The 23047-nt window shown below is 65.5% G+C and carries 19 protein-coding genes; 2 read left to right on the forward strand and 17 right to left on the reverse strand.

Translation table 11 applies throughout. From position 1 onward, the window contains the following. Positions 1 to 44: 44 nt before the first annotated feature. The 7 genes from GY40_RS14425 to GY40_RS14455 form a co-directional block, all read right to left on the reverse strand. Positions 45 to 1070, reverse strand: a complete 1026-nt coding sequence (locus GY40_RS14425) for a Zn-dependent oxidoreductase (RefSeq protein WP_038363333.1) — start codon at positions 1068 to 1070, stop codon at positions 45 to 47. A gap of 383 nt (positions 1071 to 1453) precedes the next feature. Then, the gene (locus GY40_RS28265; RefSeq protein WP_051988036.1) at positions 1454 to 1636 is read right to left on the reverse strand and encodes a putative quinol monooxygenase; all 183 of its coding nucleotides are present in this window, start codon (positions 1634 to 1636) and stop codon (positions 1454 to 1456) included. Positions 1637 to 2074: 438 nt separating this feature from the next. Then, complete coding sequence (locus GY40_RS14435; RefSeq protein ID WP_038363335.1) at positions 2075 to 3331, reverse strand: four-carbon acid sugar kinase family protein; 1257 nt, start codon at positions 3329 to 3331, stop codon at positions 2075 to 2077. A 7-nt stretch (positions 3332 to 3338) separates the two neighbouring features. Further along, a complete protein-coding gene (locus tag GY40_RS14440; protein ID WP_038363337.1) occupies positions 3339 to 4616 on the reverse strand; it encodes a ribulose-bisphosphate carboxylase large subunit family protein in 1278 nt (425 codons plus the stop codon). A gap of 7 nt (positions 4617 to 4623) precedes the next feature. Then, positions 4624 to 5178, reverse strand: a complete 555-nt coding sequence (locus GY40_RS14445; protein WP_038363339.1) for a VOC family protein — start codon at positions 5176 to 5178, stop codon at positions 4624 to 4626. Between the two features lie 24 nt (positions 5179 to 5202). After that, positions 5203 to 7089 carry a TRAP transporter large permease gene (locus tag GY40_RS14450; protein WP_051988037.1) on the reverse strand — a complete coding sequence of 629 codons (1887 nt, stop codon included), beginning with the start codon at positions 7087 to 7089 and terminating at the stop codon, positions 5203 to 5205. 29 nt (positions 7090 to 7118) lie between these two features. Next, positions 7119 to 8135, reverse strand: coding sequence for a TRAP transporter substrate-binding protein (locus GY40_RS14455; RefSeq protein ID WP_038363342.1), 1017 nt, complete (start codon positions 8133 to 8135; stop codon positions 7119 to 7121). 141 nt (positions 8136 to 8276) lie between these two features. Here GY40_RS14455 and GY40_RS14460 point away from each other — a divergent pair, with 141 nt between their 5' ends. Next, positions 8277 to 9326, forward strand: coding sequence for a LacI family DNA-binding transcriptional regulator (locus GY40_RS14460; protein WP_038364237.1), 1050 nt, complete (start codon positions 8277 to 8279; stop codon positions 9324 to 9326). A 475-nt stretch (positions 9327 to 9801) separates the two neighbouring features. On the opposite strand, the gene GY40_RS14465 is transcribed toward GY40_RS14460, so the two are convergent. The 10 genes from GY40_RS14465 to GY40_RS27595 form a co-directional block, all read right to left on the reverse strand. Continuing rightward, positions 9802 to 10905, reverse strand: coding sequence for an NAD(P)/FAD-dependent oxidoreductase (locus GY40_RS14465; RefSeq protein WP_051988040.1), 1104 nt, complete (start codon positions 10903 to 10905; stop codon positions 9802 to 9804). Between the two features lie 39 nt (positions 10906 to 10944). Beyond that, on the reverse strand, positions 10945 to 12033 hold the full coding sequence (locus tag GY40_RS14470; protein WP_038363345.1) for an NAD/NADP octopine/nopaline dehydrogenase family protein: 1089 nt from the start codon (positions 12031 to 12033) through the stop codon (positions 10945 to 10947). Between the two features lie 84 nt (positions 12034 to 12117). Next, positions 12118 to 13860: an ABC transporter substrate-binding protein gene (locus GY40_RS14475; protein ID WP_038363347.1), complete on the reverse strand. Its 1743-nt coding sequence runs from the start codon at positions 13858 to 13860 to the stop codon at positions 12118 to 12120. Positions 13861 to 13907: 47 nt separating this feature from the next. After that, positions 13908 to 15020, reverse strand: a complete 1113-nt coding sequence (locus GY40_RS14480) for an NAD(P)/FAD-dependent oxidoreductase (protein ID WP_051988041.1) — start codon at positions 15018 to 15020, stop codon at positions 13908 to 13910. Between the two features lie 25 nt (positions 15021 to 15045). Then, the gene (locus tag GY40_RS14485; protein WP_051988043.1) at positions 15046 to 16080 is read right to left on the reverse strand and encodes an ABC transporter ATP-binding protein; all 1035 of its coding nucleotides are present in this window, start codon (positions 16078 to 16080) and stop codon (positions 15046 to 15048) included. Beyond that, the gene (locus tag GY40_RS14490) at positions 16073 to 17152 is read right to left on the reverse strand and encodes an ABC transporter ATP-binding protein (RefSeq protein ID WP_081925461.1); all 1080 of its coding nucleotides are present in this window, start codon (positions 17150 to 17152) and stop codon (positions 16073 to 16075) included. Before GY40_RS14490 ends, GY40_RS14485 begins: the two co-directional genes overlap by 8 nt. Positions 17153 to 17154: 2 nt before the next feature. Further along, positions 17155 to 18099, reverse strand: a complete 945-nt coding sequence (locus GY40_RS14495; protein WP_156115959.1) for an ABC transporter permease — start codon at positions 18097 to 18099, stop codon at positions 17155 to 17157. Positions 18100 to 18104: 5 nt separating this feature from the next. Continuing rightward, the gene (locus tag GY40_RS14500; RefSeq protein WP_038363350.1) at positions 18105 to 19073 is read right to left on the reverse strand and encodes an ABC transporter permease; all 969 of its coding nucleotides are present in this window, start codon (positions 19071 to 19073) and stop codon (positions 18105 to 18107) included. A 219-nt stretch (positions 19074 to 19292) separates the two neighbouring features. Beyond that, the gene (locus GY40_RS14505; RefSeq protein ID WP_038363352.1) at positions 19293 to 20198 is read right to left on the reverse strand and encodes a LysR substrate-binding domain-containing protein; all 906 of its coding nucleotides are present in this window, start codon (positions 20196 to 20198) and stop codon (positions 19293 to 19295) included. Positions 20199 to 20348: 150 nt separating this feature from the next. Beyond that, on the reverse strand, positions 20349 to 21245 hold the full coding sequence (locus tag GY40_RS27595; protein ID WP_038363354.1) for a LysR family transcriptional regulator: 897 nt from the start codon (positions 21243 to 21245) through the stop codon (positions 20349 to 20351). Positions 21246 to 21476: 231 nt separating this feature from the next. Between GY40_RS27595 and GY40_RS14515 the strand changes: the two genes are divergently transcribed. Beyond that, a complete protein-coding gene (locus GY40_RS14515) occupies positions 21477 to 23009 on the forward strand; it encodes an ABC transporter substrate-binding protein (RefSeq protein ID WP_038363356.1) in 1533 nt (510 codons plus the stop codon). Positions 23010 to 23047 lie beyond the last annotated feature (38 nt).

The raw sequence follows: 23047 nt of genomic DNA on the forward strand, positions 1-23047 counted from the left end.
TGTTTCTCTCCCTTTCCTGTAAGCGGGGCCCGGTCAGGCCGGGTTTATTCGTCGAAGGCGAGCTGGACCTTGAGCAGGCGATCGGGATGCGTCTCGACGAAATCGAAGGCCGCGCGCGCATCGCGTGCGGCGAAGGTCTGTGTGATCATGGCCGCCGGATCGAGGCGGCCGCTCTCCAGCCAGGTCACGACCTCCGGAATGAGCCTCCGGTTCAGGCGCGAGCCGAAGAGCGACAGCTCCTTCCGGACGATTTCCTGCTGGCTGACATTGCAGGGGGCCGGTGAAAAGCCGAGCAGTCCGATGCGGCCGGCGGGGCTGGCGACCCGGCAGGCTTCCTCAAGCAAGGCCGGGATGCCGGCGCCGTCGATCACCACCGAAGGGCCGAGGCCGTCCATTTCCGCTTTCACGGCTTCGGGGACGGAGCGGGAAGGGGAGTGGATGGTGAGATCGGCGCCGAAGCTCTTGGCACGCTCCAGCCGGGCTTCGTCGATATCGACGACGATGCAGCGGGCGCCCTTCAGCTTGGCGACCTGCAGCACCGTGATGCCGACCGTACCCGCGCCATAGACCAGCACGGTGTCCTCGGCGTCGCAGCCCGTCGCGGTCAGCACGTTGGCGGCGACCGAAAGCGGCTCGGCCAGGGCTGCCACGGCAAATGACAGGTCGCGCGAAACCTTCACCGCGTTCTTCGCCGGCAGGATCGCCTCGCTGCTGAAGCCGCCGTCGCGATGGACGCCGATGACCTCGAGCGTGGCGCAAACATTGGGCCGGCCGCGGCGGCAGGGATAGCAATGGCCGCAGGAGACGACCGGGTCGGCGACGACATGGTCGCCGATCGCGAGCGCCGAGACGCCTTCGCCGATCGCGGTGACCTCGCCGGCGAATTCATGGCCGATGATACGGGGATAGCGGGCAAAGGGATTGGAGCCGTGGAGAATATGCATGTCGGAGCCGCAGATTCCGGCGCGACGGACACGCAGCTTCACTTCACCCGGTCCGGGATTCGGCCGCGAGCCTGAAACCAGGCTGAGCGCGTGCGGCCGCGCGACGCTGACGGCAATAGGCTCCATTTCCACCCTGGATCATTTTGATAACGTCTTCTTGTATACAAGTGCACTAGCATTCCAGGTGGCCGGCTGCAAGCTTGGCGATCGATAGAACGGTCGCCCCACGCCAGTTGAGCTCAATGCGCCAAAGTCCCTCAGCGCGCGCCTGCCGGGAGGACGCAGGCCGCGTTGTGGCGCGCGGCGGCCCTGAGGATTCCACCTTTTCGAATGACCGCGCCGAATGGAAAACAGACAGTGAGTCTGCGCCAAATCTGCTCTGTGGGCAGGAGAGCGGGTCCCGTTTTCCTGCCCAATCGATGCTTTGTCGGTCTCGCTTTGCTTCGGAGAGCATCTGCATATGCGTGACCGCGACACCGCCTTCTGCGAGTTCGGGCAGGCGCGCGAACTCAGGCTTGCACGTGCGGCGTCGCGTTGCGCGCCTGGAAATCCGCCTCGGTGGCGAAGATCTCGTAGAAGATGAAATGGCCGGGCGCGGTACGATCCTCGTGCAGGAAGTAGATCAGGTTGTGGGGCTCGTTGCGAACCTGCGCCACGAGCGGGAGCGTAGCCTTGCGCAGATCGTCTTCCATGCCGGGCTTTGCGCGAACCTCGGCCTCGCATCCAATAGTCTGGGCAGACGGAAGTGATCTCGTTCCTGCGGTGCCGATGTCCCCGCTCTCAATGTAGAGGACTATGGAGCAGACATAGTTCTCATCATCGCCCGAGACGGCACGCCAAACTCCACTTTCACTACTTAAACGCTGCCGATCTCCGCCTGGATTGCGGTCGATCGGAGAGCGCTCGTTTCTCTATTGTCCCGGCCGCCGGCCGGTGCCGGGCCCGCTACACGCGTTCATCGATCACGTTCGGAAAACATCGCCGGTGACTTGAAGCTGAGACCGTCTGCTGCCGGGCGGTCCTTCAACGTCAGCTTGTGGCACTGTGACTTCGCCAGCCAATTCAAACCAAAAACAGTCCTGGAGTTGCTCGTGAAGCGCCGTGTGAAGGCGACTGATGCAGATGGGCGTTCAATTTGAAGCCAACTGGAAGAAATCGACTGGACCCATCTGACCACCCTTCAAGACAACTTCCAAACCATCCAACTGTTGAACTGCGCTATGGGCGCGGCAAAGCGGTGCTCCATCAACCAGCGGGGCCCGGTAAGATAGGCCCCAGATGTCGAGCGCTTTGATTGCGAGAGTGGAGGTGTCTCCGCCGGCGACGACGAGGCGTGAGATGCGGGCACGGTCCATGATTCTGCGCATCAGACGGCCGGTCTCCCGTGCGACGGAGCGCGGATCGCCCGGAGCGCCGTCAGGTGGTCTCGTGACGAGCATGGTGTCGCCGACGGCGAGGAGTTCCAGGGCTTGCTCAGAGAGCCTCTGCCCATAGGATGGCTCGTCGCGCAGCCGGTCGGCATCGACAGGCAGATGCGCGAAGCCGCTCGCGGTCTCGACCTGGGCTCGCGTGACGGGCGAGAGGGAACCGACCAGCGCAAGCACAGGGCCGTACGATCGTGCAACAGGCTGTGACGCAGCCGGCCCCCCCGTCCCCCCCAAGAGTTGCGCCGCCATCCGCGCAACCGAACTCGCACCTACGAACAGTCCAGGCGCGGCATCGAGAGACTTCCGAAGCCGATGGGCGATCACTGTGAGGTCGCTCTCGCGTGACACATCGAAGAGGATGATGTCCCGATCCAGAATATTCGCTGGTCCTGCGCCTTCCAGGGCCCTGTAGTCCACGAGGCTGATCGATCCGAAGCCTTGAAGCCCGAGATGTCGCCTCAGATCGGACTCAACCATCGGCGTGACGGGGTGACGGCTCATCGTCGGGTGCCGGTCGATCCGGTAGACTTCACCATCGCCGGCCGCAGCAAAGAGATGACCGAAAAGGCAGTAGCGGCCGAGATTGGGTTGCCCGCCGATGATCGAGATAGGCCCTTCCGGAAAATGCGGCCTCAACGCCGCGACGGCGGCACCGATGTTGCCGACGTGAGGGGCGCTATCGAAGGTGGAGCAGCACTTGTAGTGCATGATCCGCACGCCGAGCTGCGCGAAGAAGCGGCCGGCGGCGTCGAGCACGGGGCCCATCTCGGTTGGAGGCATCGAGCGGGTCGCACCCGCGATTCCAACCGCGTCGAGAGGTCCGGCAGAGGCCAGTTGCTCCGGGGTGGGAATGCCGAGGAAGAGTAGCGCCCGAAAGCCGCGCTCGGCGAGCATGGCGAGGGTGTCCGTTGCGCCGGTGAAGTCGTCACCGAACCAACCGTAGAAGGGCGGGATTGTCATCTCGGGGTCAGCACGGTTTGGCGCCGAAAGTATCGAGTGCCTGCTTCAGTTCCGGCTGCCATTGGGCTGCCTCGGATAATGACACGCCCGCGGCCACCGCCGCCCAGGCCTGGCGGATGCTGGCGACGCCGGCGGCCGGCCCGCCCGGATGCGCCAGGATGCCGCCGCCTGCCATGAACAGGAGATCGGCATGGCCGATCGCATCCCAGGTCGGCTGCGCCGTTCCGGCCCATTGGCCGGAGGAGAAGGCGGGCAGGACCCGGTCATCTAGGTCTTCGGTCAGCGGCGTCACGCAGTCGCGTGCTGAGGAGACGACTTCTTCGTCCTCCTGCGCAAATTTACCCTGCACGCCATGGACATGCATGTGGTCGACGCCAGCCAGTCGCCAGAGCGTCTGATAAGCCTGAAAGGAGATGCCGAGCCAGGGGTGGCGTGAGACCGCGCCATAGCCATTGCGATGGCCGTGCAAGGCAAGATCGGTCGAGCGGCGCAAGGTCTCTATACCGGAGAAGCCGCACCAGTTCAGGCTCGCCATCACGCAGGTGCCACCTTCGCGCGCCACGAGATCGGCATGGCGCCTCATCGCGTCGGTCTCGTCCGTGATGTTGAACGCGATCATGACCTGCTTGCCGGTTCGGTCGGCATGGCGGCGGACCGCCGCCATCACCGCCGGGATGCGTTCGGCGAGTGGCGCATGGTCCGGGTTGGCTGAAATCTCGTCATCCTTGATGAAGTCGAGGCCGGCGGCGCAGAGCGTCGCGACGAGTTCGGCTGTCTCATCCGGGCTCAATCCGACATTGGGCTTGATGATCGAGCCGACCAGCGGGCCCGCGTCCACGCCGGTGAGCCTACGGGTGCCGGCGATGCCCTGCGCAGGCAGCGCGAAGCGCCGGCGATAGCTCTCAGGAAGACGGATGCTGTCCAAACGCAGCCCGGTGGTCTCGCCGAGGTCGAAGAGATTGCCGGCGACGATCGAGGCGAGCGTGGCCAGATTAGAGCCGACATTCGAGACCGGGAACGAGATGGAGACCTGAGCCCGCCGATAAGGACCAGAGACGCCTTTGCGGGCGAGCCAGGCATTGGGAAGGCTCGGCGTCGCGGCGGGCGCGAACTCCTCCACCTGTGTGACAACGGCCCGCGTACGATTGCGCAATTCGTCGGTTTCGCCAGCGACACGGGTGAAGGTACCGCTTGACTGCTCGCCGGCCATAATCTCGGCGACGCGCGCGGGATCGAGCGGCGTCTCGATCAGGTAGCTGGCTTCGAAACGGTCATGGTTCATCATGCCCGCGTCACCGGTTTGCTGCGGCAAGCTTCGTGAGATCGGGGAAGGGCCGTACCGGATCCTTGCCGTCCCAGCCTTCAGACGCCTCGCGGATCAACCGGAACATCTCGCCCTTGGGCCCCGCCACTTCCGACAGCTCGATCACGGTGCCCGGGTGATAATGCGTATCGAAATAGATGAAGCGGCCGCGCTCGCCGACCTCGCCGCTCATCACCGGCTTGAAGCCTTCCGCCAGCAACCGCTCAAGGTCTGCGTCGTAATCCGACGTCCAGTAGGCGACGTGCTGCAGGCCGCTATGGCCGGCATCGGTGAAGTCCTTGTACATCGACGGCACGTCGTTGCGGCACTGGATCAGTTCGATTTGGAGCGGCCCTGAATTGGCGAGCGCCACGGAATTGTGCGGCTCATGGGCCTCGCCCTTGTAGCGGTAATTCCGGATCGGAACCTTGGGATTGTAGAAGAAGGGGCCGACGCCGAGTACGCGGCTCCAGTAATCCATCGCGGCCTCGATATCAGGCACGACATAGCCGGCCTGGCGGATCTGGCCGAAAAAGCGGCTCATGGTGATGACCTCGATGCAAGCAGTTCAGAATTTCAGGAAGCCGGTGGAGAGCCAAGGGAAGGCGGCGACCACGACAAGGCCGATCAGCAAGGCCAGCATGTAGCCCCAGATGTATTTGAGGCCGTCGTCGGGATTGATCTTCGAGATGGCGCAGGCGCCGTAATAGCCGACGCCGAAGGGCGGGGCGAAAAGGCCGATGCCCATCGCGAAGATCACGACCATGGCATAGTGGACCTCGTGCACGCCGAGCTGGTGGGCGATGGGGAAGACGAGCGGCCCGAACAGCACGATCGCCGGGATGCCTTCCAGCACGCTCCCGAGAATGATGAAGGCCAGGATCGAGATCGCCAGGAAGCCCCAGCCTCCGCCGGGCACCGACGACATGGCACGGGCCAGATCCTGCGAGAAGCCCGATTGCGTCAGCCCCCAGGCCATCGCGGTGGCGCAGCCGACGATGAAGATGATCGCGCCGGTGAGCGAGGCTGTGTCGACCAGCATCTTGCCGAGGCGGCGGACATCGAACTGCCGATAGATCAGGAGCCCCGCCAGCACGGCATAAGCGATACCGATGGTCGAAACCTCGGTCGCGGTGGCAACACCTTCGACGACCGCGGCGCGGATGACGAAGGGCAAGGCAATCGCGGGGAGCGCGATGAGGCAGAGCTTGGCGATCTCGCGGCTCGAATGCCGGACCACATGGCTCAGATCTTCTCCACGATAGCGCCACCAGACGACGAAGCAGAGCGCGATGCCCAGCACCAGCGCCGGCAGCATGCCGCCGGTGAACAGCGCGGCGATCGAGACGCCGGTGACCGAGCCGATGGTGATCAGCACGATCGAGGGTGGGATCGTCTCGGTCTGGGCGCCGGTGGCGGAGAGCAGCGCGACAAGGTCGCCGGGCTTGGCGCCGCGCTTCTGCATTTCCGGGAAGAGCACCGGGGCGATCGCGGCCATGTCGGCGATCTTCGAGCCGGAGATGCCGGAGACCAGATACATCGCGCCGATCAGCACATAGGAGAGCCCGCCGCGGACATGGCCGAGCAGCGAGGCGAGGAACTGGATCATGGCGCGCGCCATGCCGGTCATCTCGATCAGAGCGCCGAGGAAGATGAAGAGCGGGACGGCGAGCAGGATGAGATGGCTCATGCCCTCGTCGAGCCGCCCGACCATGACGAGCATCGGTGTCGAGGTCGTGCAGGCGAGATAGCCGAAGGTGGCGAGGGCGAAGGAAAAGGCGATCGGCACGCCGGAGAAGACGTTGAGGGCGACGACGCCGACGAAGAAGACGATCAGGTTGAGCTTGCCCAGCGGCTTCAGCATTGGGCCGGCGAGCCAGAACAGGGCGACGAACGCCGCCGTGATCGCAATGGCCAGAAGAATGGGCTTGAGCGCGCCCAGGCGCATCAGGCGCAGGCAGGCGACGATCAGCATCAAACTCTTGCCGAGCGGCAAGGCGGCGGCGCGCCAGGCATTGCTCACCTCAAGCGCCGGCGTGACAATGAAATGCTCTTCCTCGGCATATTCCAGCGCATGCGGCAGGATCAGCAGCAGAAAGGCGATCGCGGCGGTGACGGCCAGCGCCTCCAGCACCGCACGGGTGCCGGGCGAGACGCGGCTGACGAGCCCGGTCATCCGCATATGCTCGCCACGGCGCAATGCGATCACCGCGCCGAGCATCGACAGCCACAGGAACAGGATCGAGGCGAGTTCGTCCGCCCAGACCAGCGGCGCGTGGAAGACGTAGCGGGCGGTCACGCCGGCACCAAGAATGACGATCTCGGCGAGCACGATCACCGCCGCGACGAACTCGACCAGTCCGCCGAGGCCGCGCTCGAACCTGTCGGCCGCTCGCGCCAGTCCCGTCAGGGGCAGGCGCGCAGGCTCCTGCAGCGTTGCGCCGTGCACATCCATTCGTCAGCCTCCTGATCGGGTCGCGGTGCTCAGGCGAGCTTGCCGACGGAGCCTTCAAGCAGGTCCCAGGCTTCCTTGCCGAAGCGCTCCTGCCAGTCCTTGTAGAAGCCAGAGTCGCGCAGCTTGGCACGGAAGGAGTTTGGGTCGGTCTTGTTGAACGCGAGACCCTTCGACTGCAGATCGGCCTGGACGGTCTCGTTGAGCTTCTTGATGTCGTTGCGTTGGGCCACGCCGGCATCGTTGATCGCGGCGGCCACGATCTTCTGCACGTCCGGCGGCAGGCCGCGCCAGGCGCGGCCATTGGCGATGAACCAGAATCCGTCCCAGATGTGGTTGGAGACCGCGCAGCTCTTCTGCACCTCGTAGAGCTTGGCGACCTGAATGATCGGCAGCGGGTTTTCCTGCGCATCGACGATCTTCGTCTGAAGCGAGGAATAAACCTCGGAAAACTGGAGGCTCGCCGGCGACGCATCGAGCGCCTTGAACATCGCGATCGACAGCGGGCTGACAGGCACGCGGATCTTGAGGCCGGCCATGTCCTTGGCGCTCTCGATCGGCCGACCCGAGGTCGTCATCTGGCGGAAGCCGTTATCCCACATCTTCTCGAAAGCGTAGAGGTTCACCTTCTCGATCGCCTGCCGGACATGAGCGCCGACGGGGCCGTCCATCGCCTTCCAGACCTGATCATAGCCGGAGAAAGCGAAGCCCACGGCATTGATCGCCGCGACCGGCACCAGCGTCGCGATGACAAGCGCCGAGGGGGTGAAGAAGGTGATGCCGCCACTGCGGACCTGGCTCAGCATGTCGGTGTCGCCACCCAGCTGATTGTTCGGGAAGATCTTGATCTCGACGCGCCCGTTCGTCTCCTTGGCGATGCGGTCAGCGGCTTCCTGCGAGCGGATGTTGAGCGGGTGGCTCAGGGGCAGGTTGTTGCCATACTTCAGCTCGATCTCGGCGGCCCGGGCGACGAGGGGCGCTCCAATCAGCGGCAAAGCCGCGCCGATGGTGGCGCCGCGCAGAATCGTCCGACGAGTCACTTTGGTCATGTCATCCTCCCGAATGGCCCTCGATGAGCCTTGTCTTGATCTTGGGGGGAACGATAGAAAGGCAGAATGATCGTCGTCAAACTCAAATACTGATGGTTTTTGATGGATTCGGATGTCGCTAAGCATCCACCCGAACCGACTGTGACCGCGGTCGATCCGCATCGGCGGCGTCAGCTGGCCACGGTCGTCGATGTGGCGCGGCTCGCTGGCGTCTCGACAGCGACCGTGGACCGTGTGCTGAACCGGCGTCCGGGCGTCCGGCCGGTCACGACCGAGAGGGTCCTCAGGGCGGCCGCCGATCTCGGTTATGTACTGGATGCGGCCTTGCCTGCCGGTGCGCTGAAACCGCTGCGCCTCGCCTTCCTGTTGCCGGCTGGCAGTAACCGCTTTCTCGCCGGGCTCGGCCGGCTCGTGGTGGAATCGCGCGAGCGACTTGCGTCCTTCAATATCCGCGCGCGGCTTGACCACATCGACAGCTTCAATCCCGAGCTGCTCGCACAGCATCTTCGGGCGGTCGGCCGCGAGGTCGAAGGCATCGCCTTCATGGCGATCGAGCATCCCATGGTGCGCGAGGCCGTCGACTGGCTCGCGGAGCGCGGCGTGCCAACTGTGACGCTGATCTCCGATATCGCCAATACGCGCCGCGTCGCCTATGTCGGGCTGGACAATCGCGCAGCCGGGCGGACGGCCGGGCAGCTCATCGCGCGCTTCATCGGATCACGGCCCGCGAAGGTGGCGATGATCGCCGGCAGCCTGAGCTACCGCGCCCATGAAGAGCGCGAAATGGGCTTTCTCTACCTCTTTCGGGAACGTTACCCAGCGATAGAGGTCGTCGGGCTGCGCGAGGGCCATGACGAGGAGGCGCGCAACTACCGTCAGACCAAGATGCTGCTCGCCCGGCATCCCGATCTGGCGGGCATCTACAACATCGGTGGCGGGCCGGAGGGAATTGCACGCGCCCTGAAGGAGGCTGGCCGGCAGAACGACGTGGTCTTCGTCGGCCACGGGCTGACGCCGGAGACGCGTAGCCTCCTGATCGACGGGGTGATGGATGCCGTCATCAACCAGAATCCGCAGGCGGCGCTGATGGATTGCGTCTCCATCTTCGCCAACATCCGGGCGGGCCGCCACCCGCCGGAGGGGACGGCACGGCCCAATATCGAGATCGTGCTGCGCGAGAACCTGCCGTGATAAGCAGCCATTGCGCGTGGCGCTCCGCTTGGCGCTCAGAGATCATAATGCAGCTGGCATGCTACGTCCGCCAGATGGCAGCTATCGGATGTCTGCAGTTGGCCCCTTGCTGACTCGTGGAGCGTCTGCTTTCCGGCAATCCAGTTTGCGCGGCGATACGATTGGCAAAGTTGGCTCATTTCCAACCTCCTGGCCTCCAGTCAATGCACGAAGCTTGCGGCTGACGGCGAGCTCGCGATCGACGCCTCTGCGGCAAGCTAGCCACCTGGAACTGCCATCAGCGAAGCAACCTTGGTTGGCTTTGTCAGCTCGAATAGGCCATCCGGGATCGGGTTCAGGCGATTGTGCAACCTTCCATGGCCATCTTCGCTCGCTCGTTTGCCGGAGGGCAATCGCATCGATGCCCTCCATTCATGCCATTTCTCCTGAACGCGTTCACAGGCACGCTGTGGACGACGACCGGGAAGGGGCTCAATCATGGAAAAAAGCGCGCCGGCCTAAAGCTCGAAAGTTCCGGTCGCGTCCTTCCATTAACGATCTCGTCGGCGGCCATCGCCCCTAAGACCGGCGACAGCGTCGCGCCGCTATGGGTGACCATGACGTAGTAGTTCTCGACACCCGGCACCGGGCCGATGGCCGATAGACCGTCCTGTGGAATCGGCCGCACGGTGACGCGCGCGGCTTCCGGCTTGAGCGGGGCGAGGCCGGGCAGAATGCGCAGCAGGCGGTCGACGAGATCCTGCGCCTGCTCCATGCCGGGATTGACGCCGATCTCCGGCGTCACCGTGGCGTCGGCTGCGCCCCAGTGCAGCATCAGGCGCCCGGCTCCATCCGGCCGGAAGTCGCAGATGGGGCTGGCGATGACGCGCTGGATGCTGGCCGGAACGGGCGGCGTGAAGACGAGGAAACCGATCGTGGGTGCCAATGGCACGTTCGGCGCTGCGGCTCCGACCGTGTCGTTGGACCAGCGCCCGGTGCAGTTGACGACGATGTCGGCATGGAAGGTCTCGCCGCTCTCGCTGCGCACGCCCTTCGCCCGGCCTCCCTCGACGATCAGGCCGGCCACCCTGGTCTGCGTCCGCAATGTCGCGCCATGGCGCCGCGCCGCACTCATCATCGCATGGGCATAGACCACCGGGTCGAGCCAGCCATCGTTTGGGTACCAGGCGATCGGCGCGTCGCCGACGGCCTCGGGCGCGATGTCCGGCTCCAGCTCCAGCAACTGCTTGCGGTCGATCCATTCGGCCGCATAGTCCCAGCTCCGCAGCCGCTCGACCTTGGCCTTCAGCGCGGCTTGCTCGGATTCCGCCCGCCACTCGATGCGCCCGCCGCCGTGCCACCAGGGCGTCGCGCCGAACTCGTCCTTCAGCGCCGCATGGGCCCGCATGCCGGCCACGTTGAGGTCGTGATAGGCACGCGGCGTCTTGTTCGAGGAGTTCGTCCAGGCGAAGGAGATGCCGGATGTCCCGCCGCCGACGCGTGTCGCCTCGAGCACGGTGACCTTGGCGCCGGCGCGCGCCAGCCGGTAGGCGACCGACGTCCCGAGGACGCCGGCGCCGACGACAATGATCTCAGTCATGATCCATATCCGCTAGAGAAGGGGGAGGTTCGAATAGGCTTACGCCGCGCGCTTCGCAGCCCAGCCGTCGCGCGCCAGCGATTTCAGTTCGGCGAGCGACATCGCTTCGAGGCCGATCTCGCCGAGCAGATCGTTTTCCGCCGCGAAATCCCGGCCATAGAGCGCCGAGAAGATGTCGATGCCGGCCTGGTGCAGCGTCGCGGGCCGGCCGGCGAGCTTGCCGAGCAGCACTGTCGGATGCAGGCCGAAGGGGGCGTCCTCCAGGACATAGCGCGTGTCGATACTGCTCGGTCCGTTGCCGCCATTGCCGCGGGCCGCGAGCTGGCGCGCCATCTCGCCGACCGGTCCGGGCTCGACATGGAAGGAGAGATTGTAGTGCTCGCGGATGGTGCGGACCTTGTAGCCGGCGGCTTCCGCGATGGCGAGACGCTCGGCGTCGAGGGCTTCGAGCAGGCGGCCGACGGAATCGGTGTTGTTTTCGTTCTGCCCCCAGGTCTCGCCATGCTCCATGCGGGTGAAGTTGCACAGCGCGATGCCGAGATGGTTCTGCGGGTTGAGATTGGACAGCGAAATCGCCAGCGCGTCGTCGCGCTGGACGAAGCGATCGCCGAACAGCTGCTGGCAGATTGTCAGCCCCCGCTTGGAGGCCGAGACGGGAATCGTCGCGATGTCGACCTTCGAGCGGACGGTCGAGACGTTGACGCTGGCATCTCCGGTCCTGCGCCCGGCGGTCACCGTCGTGCCCCAGACGACGACCGGCACGTCGAGCCCTCGCTCGGCGATCTTGCGGGCGATATAGAGGCCGCTGAACGAGGTGTGGGAGCTGATGATGACGACCTGCCCGACCGCGAGATGCGGGGCGGCGGCGTCCATCGCCGCGCGGTGGCCATTGGCCGGCAGGGCGAAGAGCACCGCCCCGGCCCCGGCGACCGCCTCGGCGGCGCTCGCGGCGACCGCGACCTTGAAGCTGCCGGTCAGGCTGCCGGTCGCCGTCAGAGGCTCGCCCTTGGCGAGGCTCCGGCCGCTCTTGCCGGATGGCGACCACAGCACCGGCTCATGGCCGAGGGAGGAAAGAAGGGCGGCATTGCCATAGGCAATCGAGCCCGCACCGAGCACAGCGACACGCATCGTCTTGATCCTTGGGAGTTTTGTTGGGGTGGTCTGGGTGGACCGGGCAAGAGCGCCCGGTCCGTCGCAACGAGGCCCGGGATGTCAGTAGGTGTAACCGGCCTTTTCCATGTACTGCTTCGCCAGGTTGAAGTCGTAGGCGATCGGCTTCAGCAGGTCTTGGTCGTAGAATTCCGAGGTGAAGGGCATCGGCACCGTGCCGGGCTTGCCGAAGCCGGCAACGACGTTCTTGATGATCTGCTCACGCGGGATCATGTGGCTCATCGCCTTGCGGACATACATCGCCGCTTCCGCGGCGCGGCTCGGATCCTTCTTGCCGAGCGGCGTCTCGACGCCGGTGCCGAAGACCGGATGGTTCAGGTTGAGGCAGGTCTGCATCCACTTGAACGAGTCGAAGCGATTGACCTTGCCCCATGACGGATCGACGGTGCTGAGCAGGCCGCCGACATCGTACATCGGGTCATGCGCGTCGATGGCGCCGGATTTGATGGCGCTGAGCAAGGCATCGGCGCCCTCGATATTGACGACATAGAAGGTCTTGACGTTGCCGTCGGTCTTTCGCCAGTAGTTCTCGTTCTTGCTGTATTTGTAGGCCTTGCGCGAGGGGTCGAAGCCCTGCGGGATCCAGGGCCCGGTGCCGACGCCGCCCTTCGCCGCGAAGACCTTGCCGTCCGAGGTCTTGACCGGGAAGGTGCCGAGCCAGGTCGAGATGACGTGGCCGCGCAATTCCTCCGGCTTGATGTCCTTGTAGGCATGCTTCGGCATGATCGCGATGACCGGCAGCAGGAAGTCGTAGAACAACATGTTCGGTTGCGGCAGCGTCACCGTGATCTCGTGCGTGCCGGTGACCTTGTAGGCGTCGCGCGAACCCATCACCGCTGACAGCGTCGCCTGGAACAGGCTTGCATAGGTCTTGTCGATGATCGTGTCCCAGGTGAACTTGACGTCCTCGGCGGTGAACTCCTCGCCGGAATGCCATTTCACGCCCTTGCGCAGGCTGATGACCCAGCTCTTGCCATCCTCCGAGCCTTTGACCGTTTCAGCCAGCGCCGGGACAAGCTTCTTGTTGGCCCAGCTGTCATATTCCATCAGCGCGTTGTAGACCGGGCCGAAGATGTTGGATTCATTATAGCCGCTGCCATACATCGGGATGAGCTGGCTCGGCGGCTGCCAGGAGGCGAAGGTCGCGGTGACGTCACCGGTCGCGCCCTCGATCGACCAGTCCTCCGGCCGCGGATAGAAGACCGGGTTATAGGTCGTCGATTCCATCCCCTTCAGCTTCGGATTGGTGATGATCACCTCTTCCGGATAGAAGACGATGTGCAGCGGCTCGATCTCGTACCAGCGCTTCACGAAGGCGGCCATCGCCGTCTTGCGGTCCTCGGGCGTGATCGCGCGTGAATATGTCTCGATGGCCGCGTCGATCTGCTGGTCGGCGACGCGATAGTAGTTTTGCCCGTTCGGAGGCACGTTCTTGCTGTGGAACAGCGCCTCGGGGCTTGGCGCCAGCCCGTTATAGTAGATCCGCTCCGAATACATGTCGAAGCCACCCTCGACATGGGTCTTGCCGCTGTCGTTGGCGCGCCGCGCGATGACCACGGAAGGCGGTTGGTAGCTCGCATTGACGTCGATGCCGAGCCGCGCGAACTGCTTGCCGATCAGATCGGTCCAGATCATGCGCGACTGCAGGTTGTTGAAGATCATCAGATAGAGCTTGAAGTGGGGCGGCTTCGCCAGAGCGGGCTCGGGCAGGCCGCCGGCTGCGAGCGCGGCGGCCCCCGCCCCGGTCCATTTCAGAACGTCACGTCGCGTCGATTTCTCAGACATCGTTGTCCCCTCTTCTGGTTGATTGGAAACGGAAGTGACGGTGTCGCTCAGGCCTGGAAGCGCGCCGGGCGGAACGCCTCCAGCTCCGGCCGCTGGCGGCCATGCAGCACCTCGTCTGCCACGGCCTGGCCGAGGAAGGGCGAGAGCGTGACGCCGCTATGGGTGACGACGACGTAGTAGCCGTCGACCCCGCGTGCCGGCCCCACCGTCGACAGCCCGTCCGCCGGAATCGGCCGCATCGTGGTGCGCACGGCCTCGGCCTTGACGCCCTTCAACCCCGGCAGGATCTCGGCGGCGCTGGCGATGGCGATCCGCGCCTCCTCGCAATCCGGCGTGCGGCTTTCCAGTGCGGCGAAGCGGTCGTCGAGCGAATCCTTGCGCACCATCAGCCGCCCGGCACCGTCCGGCCGGACATCGACATCGGGGGCGTGGAAAGGTCGGCGCAATGCGACGCCGACCGGCGGCGTGAACACTAGGAAGCCGATCGTCGGCGCGAGCGGCACGTTCGGCGCGGTCTGGCTCACCGTCTCGTTCGACCAGCGGCCGGTGCAGTTGATCACGAGATCGGCCTCGTGGAGCGCGCCGCTTTCGTCCCGCGCGCCGACGACGCGGCCATTGCGCGTTTCCAGCCCGGTGATCCTGACGCCGGTCTTGAGCGCGGCACCGTAGCGCTGGCGCGCGGCGCGCAGCATGGTGCCGGCATAGAGCACAGGATCGACCCAGCCCTCCTCCGGGCAGAACACGACCTGAGCGTCGTCCGGAACCGCATCGAGGGCGATTTCCGGCTCGAGCTCGCCGAGGCGCTTCTTGTCGATGAACTCGGCCGCGTAGCCCCAGTCGCGCAGCCGCTTGACCTTCTCGGCCTGCGCAGCGACCTCCGCCGGATCGACGCGCCATTCCAGGCTGCCGCTCTGGTGGAACCAGGGCGTGGCGCCGAATTCCTCCTTCAGCGCCGCATGGGCCCGCATGCCGGCGACGTTGAGGTCGTGATAGGGGCGCGGCGTCTTGTTGTTGGAGTTGGTCCAGGCGAAGCTGACGCCGGAGGTGCCGCCGCCGATACGGTCGGCCTCCAGCACGGTGACCTTCGCCCCGCCCTGCGCCACCCGGTAGGCGACCGAGCTGCCGACGATTCCGGCTCCGACGACGATGACGTTCATCATGGCATGTCCTGTGATCTGGCCCGCATCAGCGCGGGTTGTGGCAAGCGAAGGCATGGGCGCCGTCCGGGGCGGCGAGCGGCGGAACCTGTCGGGAGCAGATCGGCAGCGCCGCCGGGCAGCGGGTGTGGAAGACGCAGCCGGAAGGCCGCTTCACCACGCTCGGGATCTCGCCGCTGATCGCGTCGCGCGGCTTCTGCCGGGCCGGATCGGGCACCGGAATCGCGGAGATGAGGGCCGCGGTATAATGATGGCCCGGCCGGGCGAAGATCTCGTCGACCTCGCCGATCTCGACGAGATTGCCGAGATACATCACCGCGATGCGGTTGCTGAGGAAGCGCACCGAGCTCAGATCGTGCGAGATGTAGAGATAGGAGAGCTTCAGCTCCTCCTGCAATTCGGCGAGCAAGTTGAGGATCTGGGCGCGCACGGAGACGTCGAGCGACGACACCGGCTCGTCGCAGATCAGCAGGCGCGGCTCGACGGCGAGTGCGCGTGCGATGCCGATGCGCTGGCGCTGGCCGCCGGAGAATTCATGCGGGTAGCGGTCGGCATGCTCGGCCGGCAGCCCGACGCGCTCCAGCAGCGCCTCGACCGCGCCGTCCCATTGCGCCGGGGGAACGAGGCCGTGAACCCTGAGCGGCTCCGACAGGATCTGCCGGACGCTCCAGCGCGGGTTGAGCGAGAGATAGGGATCCTGAAAGACGTATTGCATCTGCCGGCGCAGCGCGAGCACCTCCGGCCGGCGGTCGCGCGAGAAGGTCGCGCAGACATCGGTATCGCCGAGCCTGATCGTGCCGGAGCTCGGCGGGACGAGATGTAGGATCGAGCGAGCGGCGGTGGTCTTGCCGCAGCCGCTCTCGCCGACGATGCTCAGCGTCTCGCCCTCGTCCAGGCTGAAGCTGATGTCGTTGACGGCGCGGATCTCGCCCGTGACCTTCTGGCGGAACAGGCCGCGCCGATTCAGCGGATAGCTCTTCACCAGCCCGTCGACGCTGAGCAGCGGCTTACGGCTCGTACGCTGGCGGGGCTCGGGCACGGGAGCGATCGCGGTCTCAGCCATGGCCGGGCACTCCGGCGCTGCCGCGCTTCAGGCAATGGACGACGCGGCCGGGCTCGATTGCGGCGGCCTGCGGCACGAGCCGCGTGCAGTCCGGCGCAGCCTCTGGACAACGCCCGGCGAAACGACAGCCGCCGCCGAGCGGCTGGCCCGGCGTCGCCGCGAGCCCGACCGTCGGCAGGCGCTCGCGCCTCCCTTCGGCATCGACGGCGTAGCGCTTGTCGATCCGGGGCGTCGAGGCGAGCAGGGCTTGCGTATAGGGGTGCGAAGGCCGGGCGAAGACGGCATGCTTGTCGCCGGTCTCGCAGACCTGGCCGGCATACATCACGGTGATCCGGTCGGCTATGCGCGCCACCACGCCCATATCGTGGGTGACGAAGATCATCGACATGCCGAGCCGCTGCTTCAGCTCCTCGAGCAGGTCGAGGATCTGCGCCTGGATGGTGACGTCGAGCGCCGTGGTCGGCTCGTCGGCAAGCACCAGCGCCGGATTGCACAGCAGCGCCCGCGCGATGCAGACCCGCTGCTTCATGCCCCCGCTCATCTCATGCGGGTATTGCGACAGGCGCGGGCCGGGATCGGTGATGCCGACGAGACGGAACAGCTCCTCGACGCGCTGCAGTGCAGCCGCGCGCGGCAGCTTCTCATGAACCTTCAGGATCTCGGCAAGCTGGGCGCCGACGGTCAGCAGCGGATTGAGCGAATAGCCGGGGTTCTGGAAGATCATGGTGAGGCGTCGCCCGCGCAGCTTCTGCATCTCGCGCTGCGATTTCGCCGCGATGTCCTCGCCCTCGAACAGGATGCGCCCGCCCGCGATCCGCGCTGGCGGCGGCAGGAGGTTGAGGATCGCCAGGCTCGACAGCGTCTTGCCGCTGCCGGATTCGCCGACGATGCCCATCGTCTCGCCGGCACGCACTTGGTAGCTGACATCCTCGACGACCCGGATCGGCGCGTTCCAGGGCGGAAACTGGATATGTAGATTCTCTACCGAGACCAGCACGGGCGCCTGCGAGGCTGCAGCCTCGGGCTGTCTGGGCAAGGCGGCAGCGGCCTGCGTTTCGGCGGCGAGGCTCATCATCAGACTTTGGCCCGCGGGTTGAAGGCGTCGGTCAGCCCATCCGCCAGGAGATTGAAGCCGAGCACGGTGATGAAGATCGCGAGACCGGGGCTCAGCGAAGCCCAGGGCGCGACCTTGAGCGCCTCGTAGTTGAAGTAGAGGAGCTGGCCCCAGCTCACCGCCGCCGGATCGCCGAAGCCGAGGAAGCCGATCATCGCCTCCGCCAGCACGGCGCCGCCGATGCCGAGCGCCACGATGACGACGAGCGAGGGCAGGGCGTTCGGCAGGATGTGGCGGAACAGGATGTCGCCCGAGGTCGCGCCGATGCAGCGTGCTGCCTCGACGAATTCCTGGTTCTTGAGCCGCAGGAACTCGGCCCGCGTCATCCGCGCGATCGGCGCCCAGGAGAAGACGCCGATCAGCAGGATGATCACGCCGAGATTGAGATAGGGCACGCTTTCGAAGGGCGTGTTGACGATGGCGACGCCGAGCAACCGCACCACGGCGAGGATGACGACGAACATCGGGATGACCAGGAAGAAGTCGGTGAAGCGCATCAGCACCTCGTCGGTGGTTCCGCCGCGATAGCCGGCAAAGCCTCCGACCAGCACGCCGATCACGGAGGCGATCGACATCGCGCCGAGCCCGACGGCGAGCGCCGTCGGCGCGCCGTAGATCAGGCGGCTGAGCACGTCGTAGCCCATGCGGTCGGTGCCGAGCCAATGGGTCCAGCTCGGCGGCGCCTTGGCGCCGGGGTCGAGCATCGGGCTCTGGTCATGCGCATCGAAGGGCGCGAGGAAGGGGCCGATCACCGCTGTCGCGACGACGAGCATGACCAGCACGAGGCCGAGCATGCCGGTGCGGCTCCGCGTGAAGCGCTGCCAACCTTGCCGCCAGATGCCCTTGGCGGGCTTGGGCAGCGGCTTTGGCCGTGAGGTGTGGCTCGCGATCGTCTGGTCGGTCACGCCGCTCACTCCAGGCTGATGCGGGGATCGATGAGGACGTAGATCACGTCCGTCAGCAGGGTCGTGCAGATCAGCATGAAGGCGATGACCGCACTCGCGCCCATGATGACGGGGTAGTCGAGCTGGTGGATCGCAGCGACATAGAGGGAGCCCAGCCCCGGCCAGGTGAAGACGGATTCCGTCACCGGCGCGGTGCCGAGCATCAGGCCGATCAGCAGCCCGAGATAGGTCAGCATCGGGATGAAGGCGGCGCGCAGCGCGTGAACGTAAATGACGCGCCGCTCGGGGATGCCGCTGGCGCGCATCGCCGCGATGAAGTCGCTCTTCAGCACGTCGACCATGTTCGAGCGCATCAGCAGCGTCAGCGTCGCGGTGTTGAAGAAGGTCAGCATCGCGACGGGCAGCACCATGTGCCAGAGCGCGTCGAGCGTCGGGCTGCCGCCGAGCGGGTTGCGGGTCGAATAGGCGCCGTAGCTTGGCAGCCAGTCGAGCGTGTAGGAGAAGACGAAGATCAGCAGGATGCCGAGGAAGAAGGCCGGCAGGGACTGGCCGAGCAGCGCCGTGCCCATCACCGCGAAATCCGAGCGCGAATGCTGGCGGCGGGCGGCCGTGACGCCGAAGAGGATCGCGATTGCCAGCGCGATCAGGATGGCGGGGACCTGAATCTTGAGGGTCTGCCAGCCCCAGGTCAGGATGAGCGAACCGACCGGCTGGTTATAGACGATGCTGGTGCCGAAATCGAGGTGGAGCAGCCGCCCGAGCCAGAGCAGGTAGCGGGTGAGCGGCGGCTGATCGAGCCCGTAATAGGACTTCATGCGCTCGATCACCTCGCCGGTCATGCCGGGCGTCTCCGCCATCATCAGCTCGATCGGATTGCCGATCGCGTTGATCAGGAAGAAGATCGCTGCGCTGACGCCGAGCATCAGGATGATCGCAAAGATCAGCCTCCTCGTCAGAAAGACGAAAACCTGCATTGCGGCCAGTATCTCCCGTTCAGATTGGCCATAGATCTCCCGTGTTCTGGATGCGCTGTGCGGCGCAGCCAGGACCGGGTCCCGTTTGTTTGATCTATGTCAATGACAGCGAAGGTATGGACCGGAAATCGAGGCGTCAAAGAATATGATTTTGCCAGTTCATTCCTGCAGGTTATGGCGTCCGTGCCGACCTGGACCTTTGCGGCGCCCTCCCGCTCCTCACGAATCCGCGCTGTAGCCGAGCCGTTCCAGCTCGTCCTCGATATCCCGGATCAGTGCGTCGGCCAGCGAGGAGCCCGTCAGGGTGTTCGGACGCAGATGCCAGACCGGAGAGAAGATTTCCGGCGCGAAGGGCTTCGCGACGAGGCCGCGTCCGATGAAGCTGTGCGCGTTGAGCTCGTCGACGAGCGCGATCCCGGCGCCATTGGCGACCAGGGCGCTGGCGACGTTGGCCATTGGCGCGTCGATGAACATGCGTGGCAGTACGCCCGCCTGCTCGAAGACCTTCTCGACGAAGATGCGACGATCCGGCGATCCGATCGAGACGAAGTTCTCGCCGTCGAGATCCTCGGGCCGGATCGTCTTCAGCCCCGCGAGGCGATGGCCTTCGGGCACGGCACAGACATTGGGGATGCGCGCGATCAGGCGGCACACGACATTGGGATGCGGGGTGAAATGTTCGGTGATCCCGACATCGATCTGCCCGGCGATGACCCATTCGATGATGCGGTCGGAGCTGCGCGAATGCAGCTTGACCGAGGTCTTCTCGTGCTGCCGGCAAAAGCGCGTCAGCAAAGGCGGGATGAGCGTCCCTGCCAGCATCGGCATGACGCCGAGATTGAGCCGGCCGAACTGCAGCTCGCGAATGTCCTTCGTCATCCGCTCGAGACGTTCGACGCTTTCCCAGGTCCGCTGAACCTCCGCGAAATACAGCTCGCCGTCCCGTGTCGGCTTGAGGCGTCCCTTCATGCGCTGGAACAGGATGATGCCGGTGCTGCGCTCGAGCTGGTTCAGCATCTTGCTGGCGGCCGGCTGCGAGACCGACATCATCTCGGCCGCCTGGGTGAGCGTACCGAGATGCATGATGTGGCGGAAGAGCTCGACATGCCTGAGATTCACTGTCATCCGTCCCCTCGCAGACATGCGACCGCTGCGTCCTGTGCCCGTGGCTGCGCAGTTCGCGGAGCGATACTCCCCCAATGGCGTCCTGCGGGGAAGCGCCTGAGACATTGAGGGAAGGCCCCGGGCAGAGAGCTGGGTCGGCCGCGGTCAGACTCAGCCCGCCGCGCTCCGGAAAGGCGGCGGCGGCTTGAGGCTGGCGATGAAAGTTTCGACCAGCTTGCTCGTCGGCCGGCCGCGCTGGCGGAACAGGAAGATCGGAACCCGTATCGCCGGCCGGAAGCTGCGAAAGACGAGGCCATGGCCGTCACGCATCCGCGCCGCCTCGCTGTCGACGATGCCGACGCCGCAGTCGGCGGCCGCGAGCGCGCAAATGGTCAGGCCGAGACTTGCATCGATGATCGTCCGGGGATGCTGGCCGTCGCTTTCCAGAGCCTGGGTCAGCTTGCGGCGGAACTCGTCCTCGGGGCCGAGCGCGATGATCCTCTCATTCGCGAGATCGGATGCCTCGATGAAGGGCTTGCCCGCGAGCCGATGCCCTTCCGGCAAGGCGATGACCCCTTCGAGGTCGAACAGCTTGCGACGGGAGAGATTGTACTCCTCGCTGCGGAGCTGGGCGATGCCGAGATCGATCTCGCCGCTGCCGACCAGCCGCGCGGCGTCGGCCGAATTGCTCGAATGCAGCGAGATCGTTACGTCGGGATGCGCTTCGGAGAAGCGGGCGACCATCGCCGGAAGCCAGGCGATGCCCAGCGCGGGAATGGTGCTGACGACGATGCGCCCCTGTTTGCGGTCGCTGAGACCGGCGGCGAAGCGCGCCAGATTCTGCATGCCGAAATAGGTGCGCTCGACCTCGGTATAGAGCAGCCGCGCCTCCTCGGTCGCGGCGATGCCCTTGGTCGTGCGCGCGAAAAGCCGCAAGCCCAGCTCGGCCTCCAGCAATTTGAGGGCCTTGCTGACCGCGGGCTGCGAGATGCGCAGGATGTTGGCCGCCTCGGTGATCGAGCCGGAATCCATGATCGCCTTGAAGACTTCGACCTGGCGGTAATGCATGGCATGACCATAACCTGAGTTCATATAGATCGTAAATTTATGAATTTGAGGCAGATCGAATGCTGTGATCTGCTGACCGATGTCGCCGTTATCCGCACTTTCGACCGGATGACCGGGAAGGCGGCCAAAAAACCAGAGACTGACTTCGCACCGGGACGGCGGTGGGGCGCTCGCGCGCGCCATGACGCTTGCCCGGTGCGACGAAATTGCCAGCTTGGGGAACAGCAGAACATGCGCAGCCTTCGTCATTCCTGCACCGTGGCGGCGTTGGCCACGGGCCTCTCTTTCCTCGCCGCCCAGGCCTTCGCGCAGCCCGCCGGGGTCCTGCGCGTCGCCGTGGGTGCCGATCCGGCGACCTTCGACCCGGCCTTCAACGATTTGCCGGTCGGCAATGCGGTCGATCTCGCGGTGCTGGAGGGGCTCTTCCGGCTCGATCCGCAGAACAATGTCCAGAAGAGCCTCGCGACGGACTCCTCCTTCTCGCCGGACGGCAAGGTCTTCTCCGTCAAGATCAGGGCGGGGAAAACCTTCAGCAACGGTGACCCGCTGAACGCGGAGGCGGTGGCCGCGAGCTTCAACCGCATGCTCGACGAAAAGACCGGCTCGATCTATCGCGGGCTCTACGCTTCGCTCGGCACGGTGAAGGCGGTCGGCGAGGATACGGTCGAGTTCCACATGGCCGAGCCCAACGGCCACGTGCTGATGCTGCTCGCCAGCACCGCGGCCAGCATCGTCAACGTCAAGGCGCTCAAGGAGATGGGCGCTGAGTACGGCCGCAAGCCTGTCGGCTCGGGCCCCTATATGGTCGAGCGCTATGTCGGCGGCGAAGGCTTCCGCCTCGTGCCCAATCCGAAATATGCCGGCGATTATCCGGCCACGCTGAAGGCGATCGAGTTCACCGTGGTGCCGGAGGACGGCTCGCGCATGGCGCTGATGGAGACCGGCGCCGCCGACATCGTCGAGCGCGTACCGCCCGAATCGATCGCCGCGATCAATGCGCTCAAGAGCGCCAAGGTCGTCACCCCGCCCAGCATGTTCTCGATCAACATGGAGATGGTGCTGCGCGGCCCGCTGGCCGATCCGCGGGTGCGCCAGGCGCTGAACCTCGCCGTCGATCGCGAGGGCATCGCCAAGGGTGTCCTCGGCGGGCTCGGCACGCCCTCGGTCGGCATGGTCGGCCCCGGCACGCAGGACGAATTGCGCAAGACCTTCCCGCCGATCCCGTTCGATCCGGCCGGCGCCAAAAAGCTGCTCGCGGAAGCAGGCTACAAGCCCGGCCAGCTCGCGCTCAGCTTCACCTGCCCGACCGGGCGCTACATCAAGGACGTGCAGGTCTGCCAGGCCCTGGCCGGCTCCTTCGAGGATGTCGGCATCAAGGCGACGCCGCTCGTCGTCGATCGCGGAACCTGGACCAAGGTGGTCGGCATGGAGCCGGCCCAGCGCACCGACAATATGGGCATGGTCGGGCGCGCCACGGCGGGCATGGACTACACGCTCTACCGCCTGTTCTACACCGGCGTCGGCGCCAACCGCACCGGCTATTCCAATCCGCGCGTCGACGCCCTGCTGAAGGAAGGCCGGGCCACGACCGATCCGGCAAAGCAGAAGGCGATCTATGGCGAGGTCCAGGAGATCGTCTGGAAGGATCAGCCCTTCCTCTTCCTCTGGTACCAAACCCAGGCGATCGGCGTCGCCAACCGCGTCCAGGGCTTTGCCGTCCAGCCCAACGAGACGCTGGTCTTCGACAAGGTGACCCTGAACTAGCGCATTTTCGAGCGAAGTGGACACCGGTTCGCGTGAAG

The sequence above is a fragment of the Allobosea sp. UNC402CLCol genome (genome assembly GCF_000745475.1).
GTDB lineage: Bacteria > Pseudomonadota > Alphaproteobacteria > Rhizobiales > Beijerinckiaceae > Allobosea > Allobosea spartocytisi.

Bases quoted from the DNA above. Each gene is read 5' to 3' on its own strand.
- GY40_RS14425 (WP_038363333.1), bottom strand. From the start codon at position 1,070: ATGGAGCCTATTGCCGTCAGCGTCGCGCGGCCGCACGCGCTCAGCCTG.
- GY40_RS28265 (WP_051988036.1), bottom strand. From the start codon at position 1,636: ATGGAAGACGATCTGCGCAAGGCTACGCTCCCGCTCGTGGCGCAGGTT.
- GY40_RS14435 (WP_038363335.1), bottom strand. From the start codon at position 3,331: ATGACAATCCCGCCCTTCTACGGTTGGTTCGGTGACGACTTCACCGGC.
- GY40_RS14440 (WP_038363337.1), bottom strand. From the start codon at position 4,616: ATGATGAACCATGACCGTTTCGAAGCCAGCTACCTGATCGAGACGCCG.
- GY40_RS14445 (WP_038363339.1), bottom strand. From the start codon at position 5,178: ATGAGCCGCTTTTTCGGCCAGATCCGCCAGGCCGGCTATGTCGTGCCT.
- GY40_RS14450 (WP_051988037.1), bottom strand. From the start codon at position 7,089: ATGGATGTGCACGGCGCAACGCTGCAGGAGCCTGCGCGCCTGCCCCTG.
- GY40_RS14455 (WP_038363342.1), bottom strand. From the start codon at position 8,135: ATGACCAAAGTGACTCGTCGGACGATTCTGCGCGGCGCCACCATCGGC.
- GY40_RS14465 (WP_051988040.1), bottom strand. From the start codon at position 10,905: ATGACTGAGATCATTGTCGTCGGCGCCGGCGTCCTCGGGACGTCGGTC.
- GY40_RS14470 (WP_038363345.1), bottom strand. From the start codon at position 12,033: ATGCGTGTCGCTGTGCTCGGTGCGGGCTCGATTGCCTATGGCAATGCC.
- GY40_RS14475 (WP_038363347.1), bottom strand. From the start codon at position 13,860: ATGTCTGAGAAATCGACGCGACGTGACGTTCTGAAATGGACCGGGGCG.
- GY40_RS14480 (WP_051988041.1), bottom strand. From the start codon at position 15,020: ATGATGAACGTCATCGTCGTCGGAGCCGGAATCGTCGGCAGCTCGGTC.
- GY40_RS14485 (WP_051988043.1), bottom strand. From the start codon at position 16,080: ATGGCTGAGACCGCGATCGCTCCCGTGCCCGAGCCCCGCCAGCGTACG.
- GY40_RS14490 (WP_081925461.1), bottom strand. From the start codon at position 17,152: ATGAGCCTCGCCGCCGAAACGCAGGCCGCTGCCGCCTTGCCCAGACAG.
- GY40_RS14500 (WP_038363350.1), bottom strand. From the start codon at position 19,073: ATGCAGGTTTTCGTCTTTCTGACGAGGAGGCTGATCTTTGCGATCATC.
- GY40_RS14505 (WP_038363352.1), bottom strand. From the start codon at position 20,198: ATGACAGTGAATCTCAGGCATGTCGAGCTCTTCCGCCACATCATGCAT.
- GY40_RS27595 (WP_038363354.1), bottom strand. From the start codon at position 21,245: ATGCATTACCGCCAGGTCGAAGTCTTCAAGGCGATCATGGATTCCGGC.
- GY40_RS14515 (WP_038363356.1), top strand. From the start codon at position 21,477: ATGCGCAGCCTTCGTCATTCCTGCACCGTGGCGGCGTTGGCCACGGGC.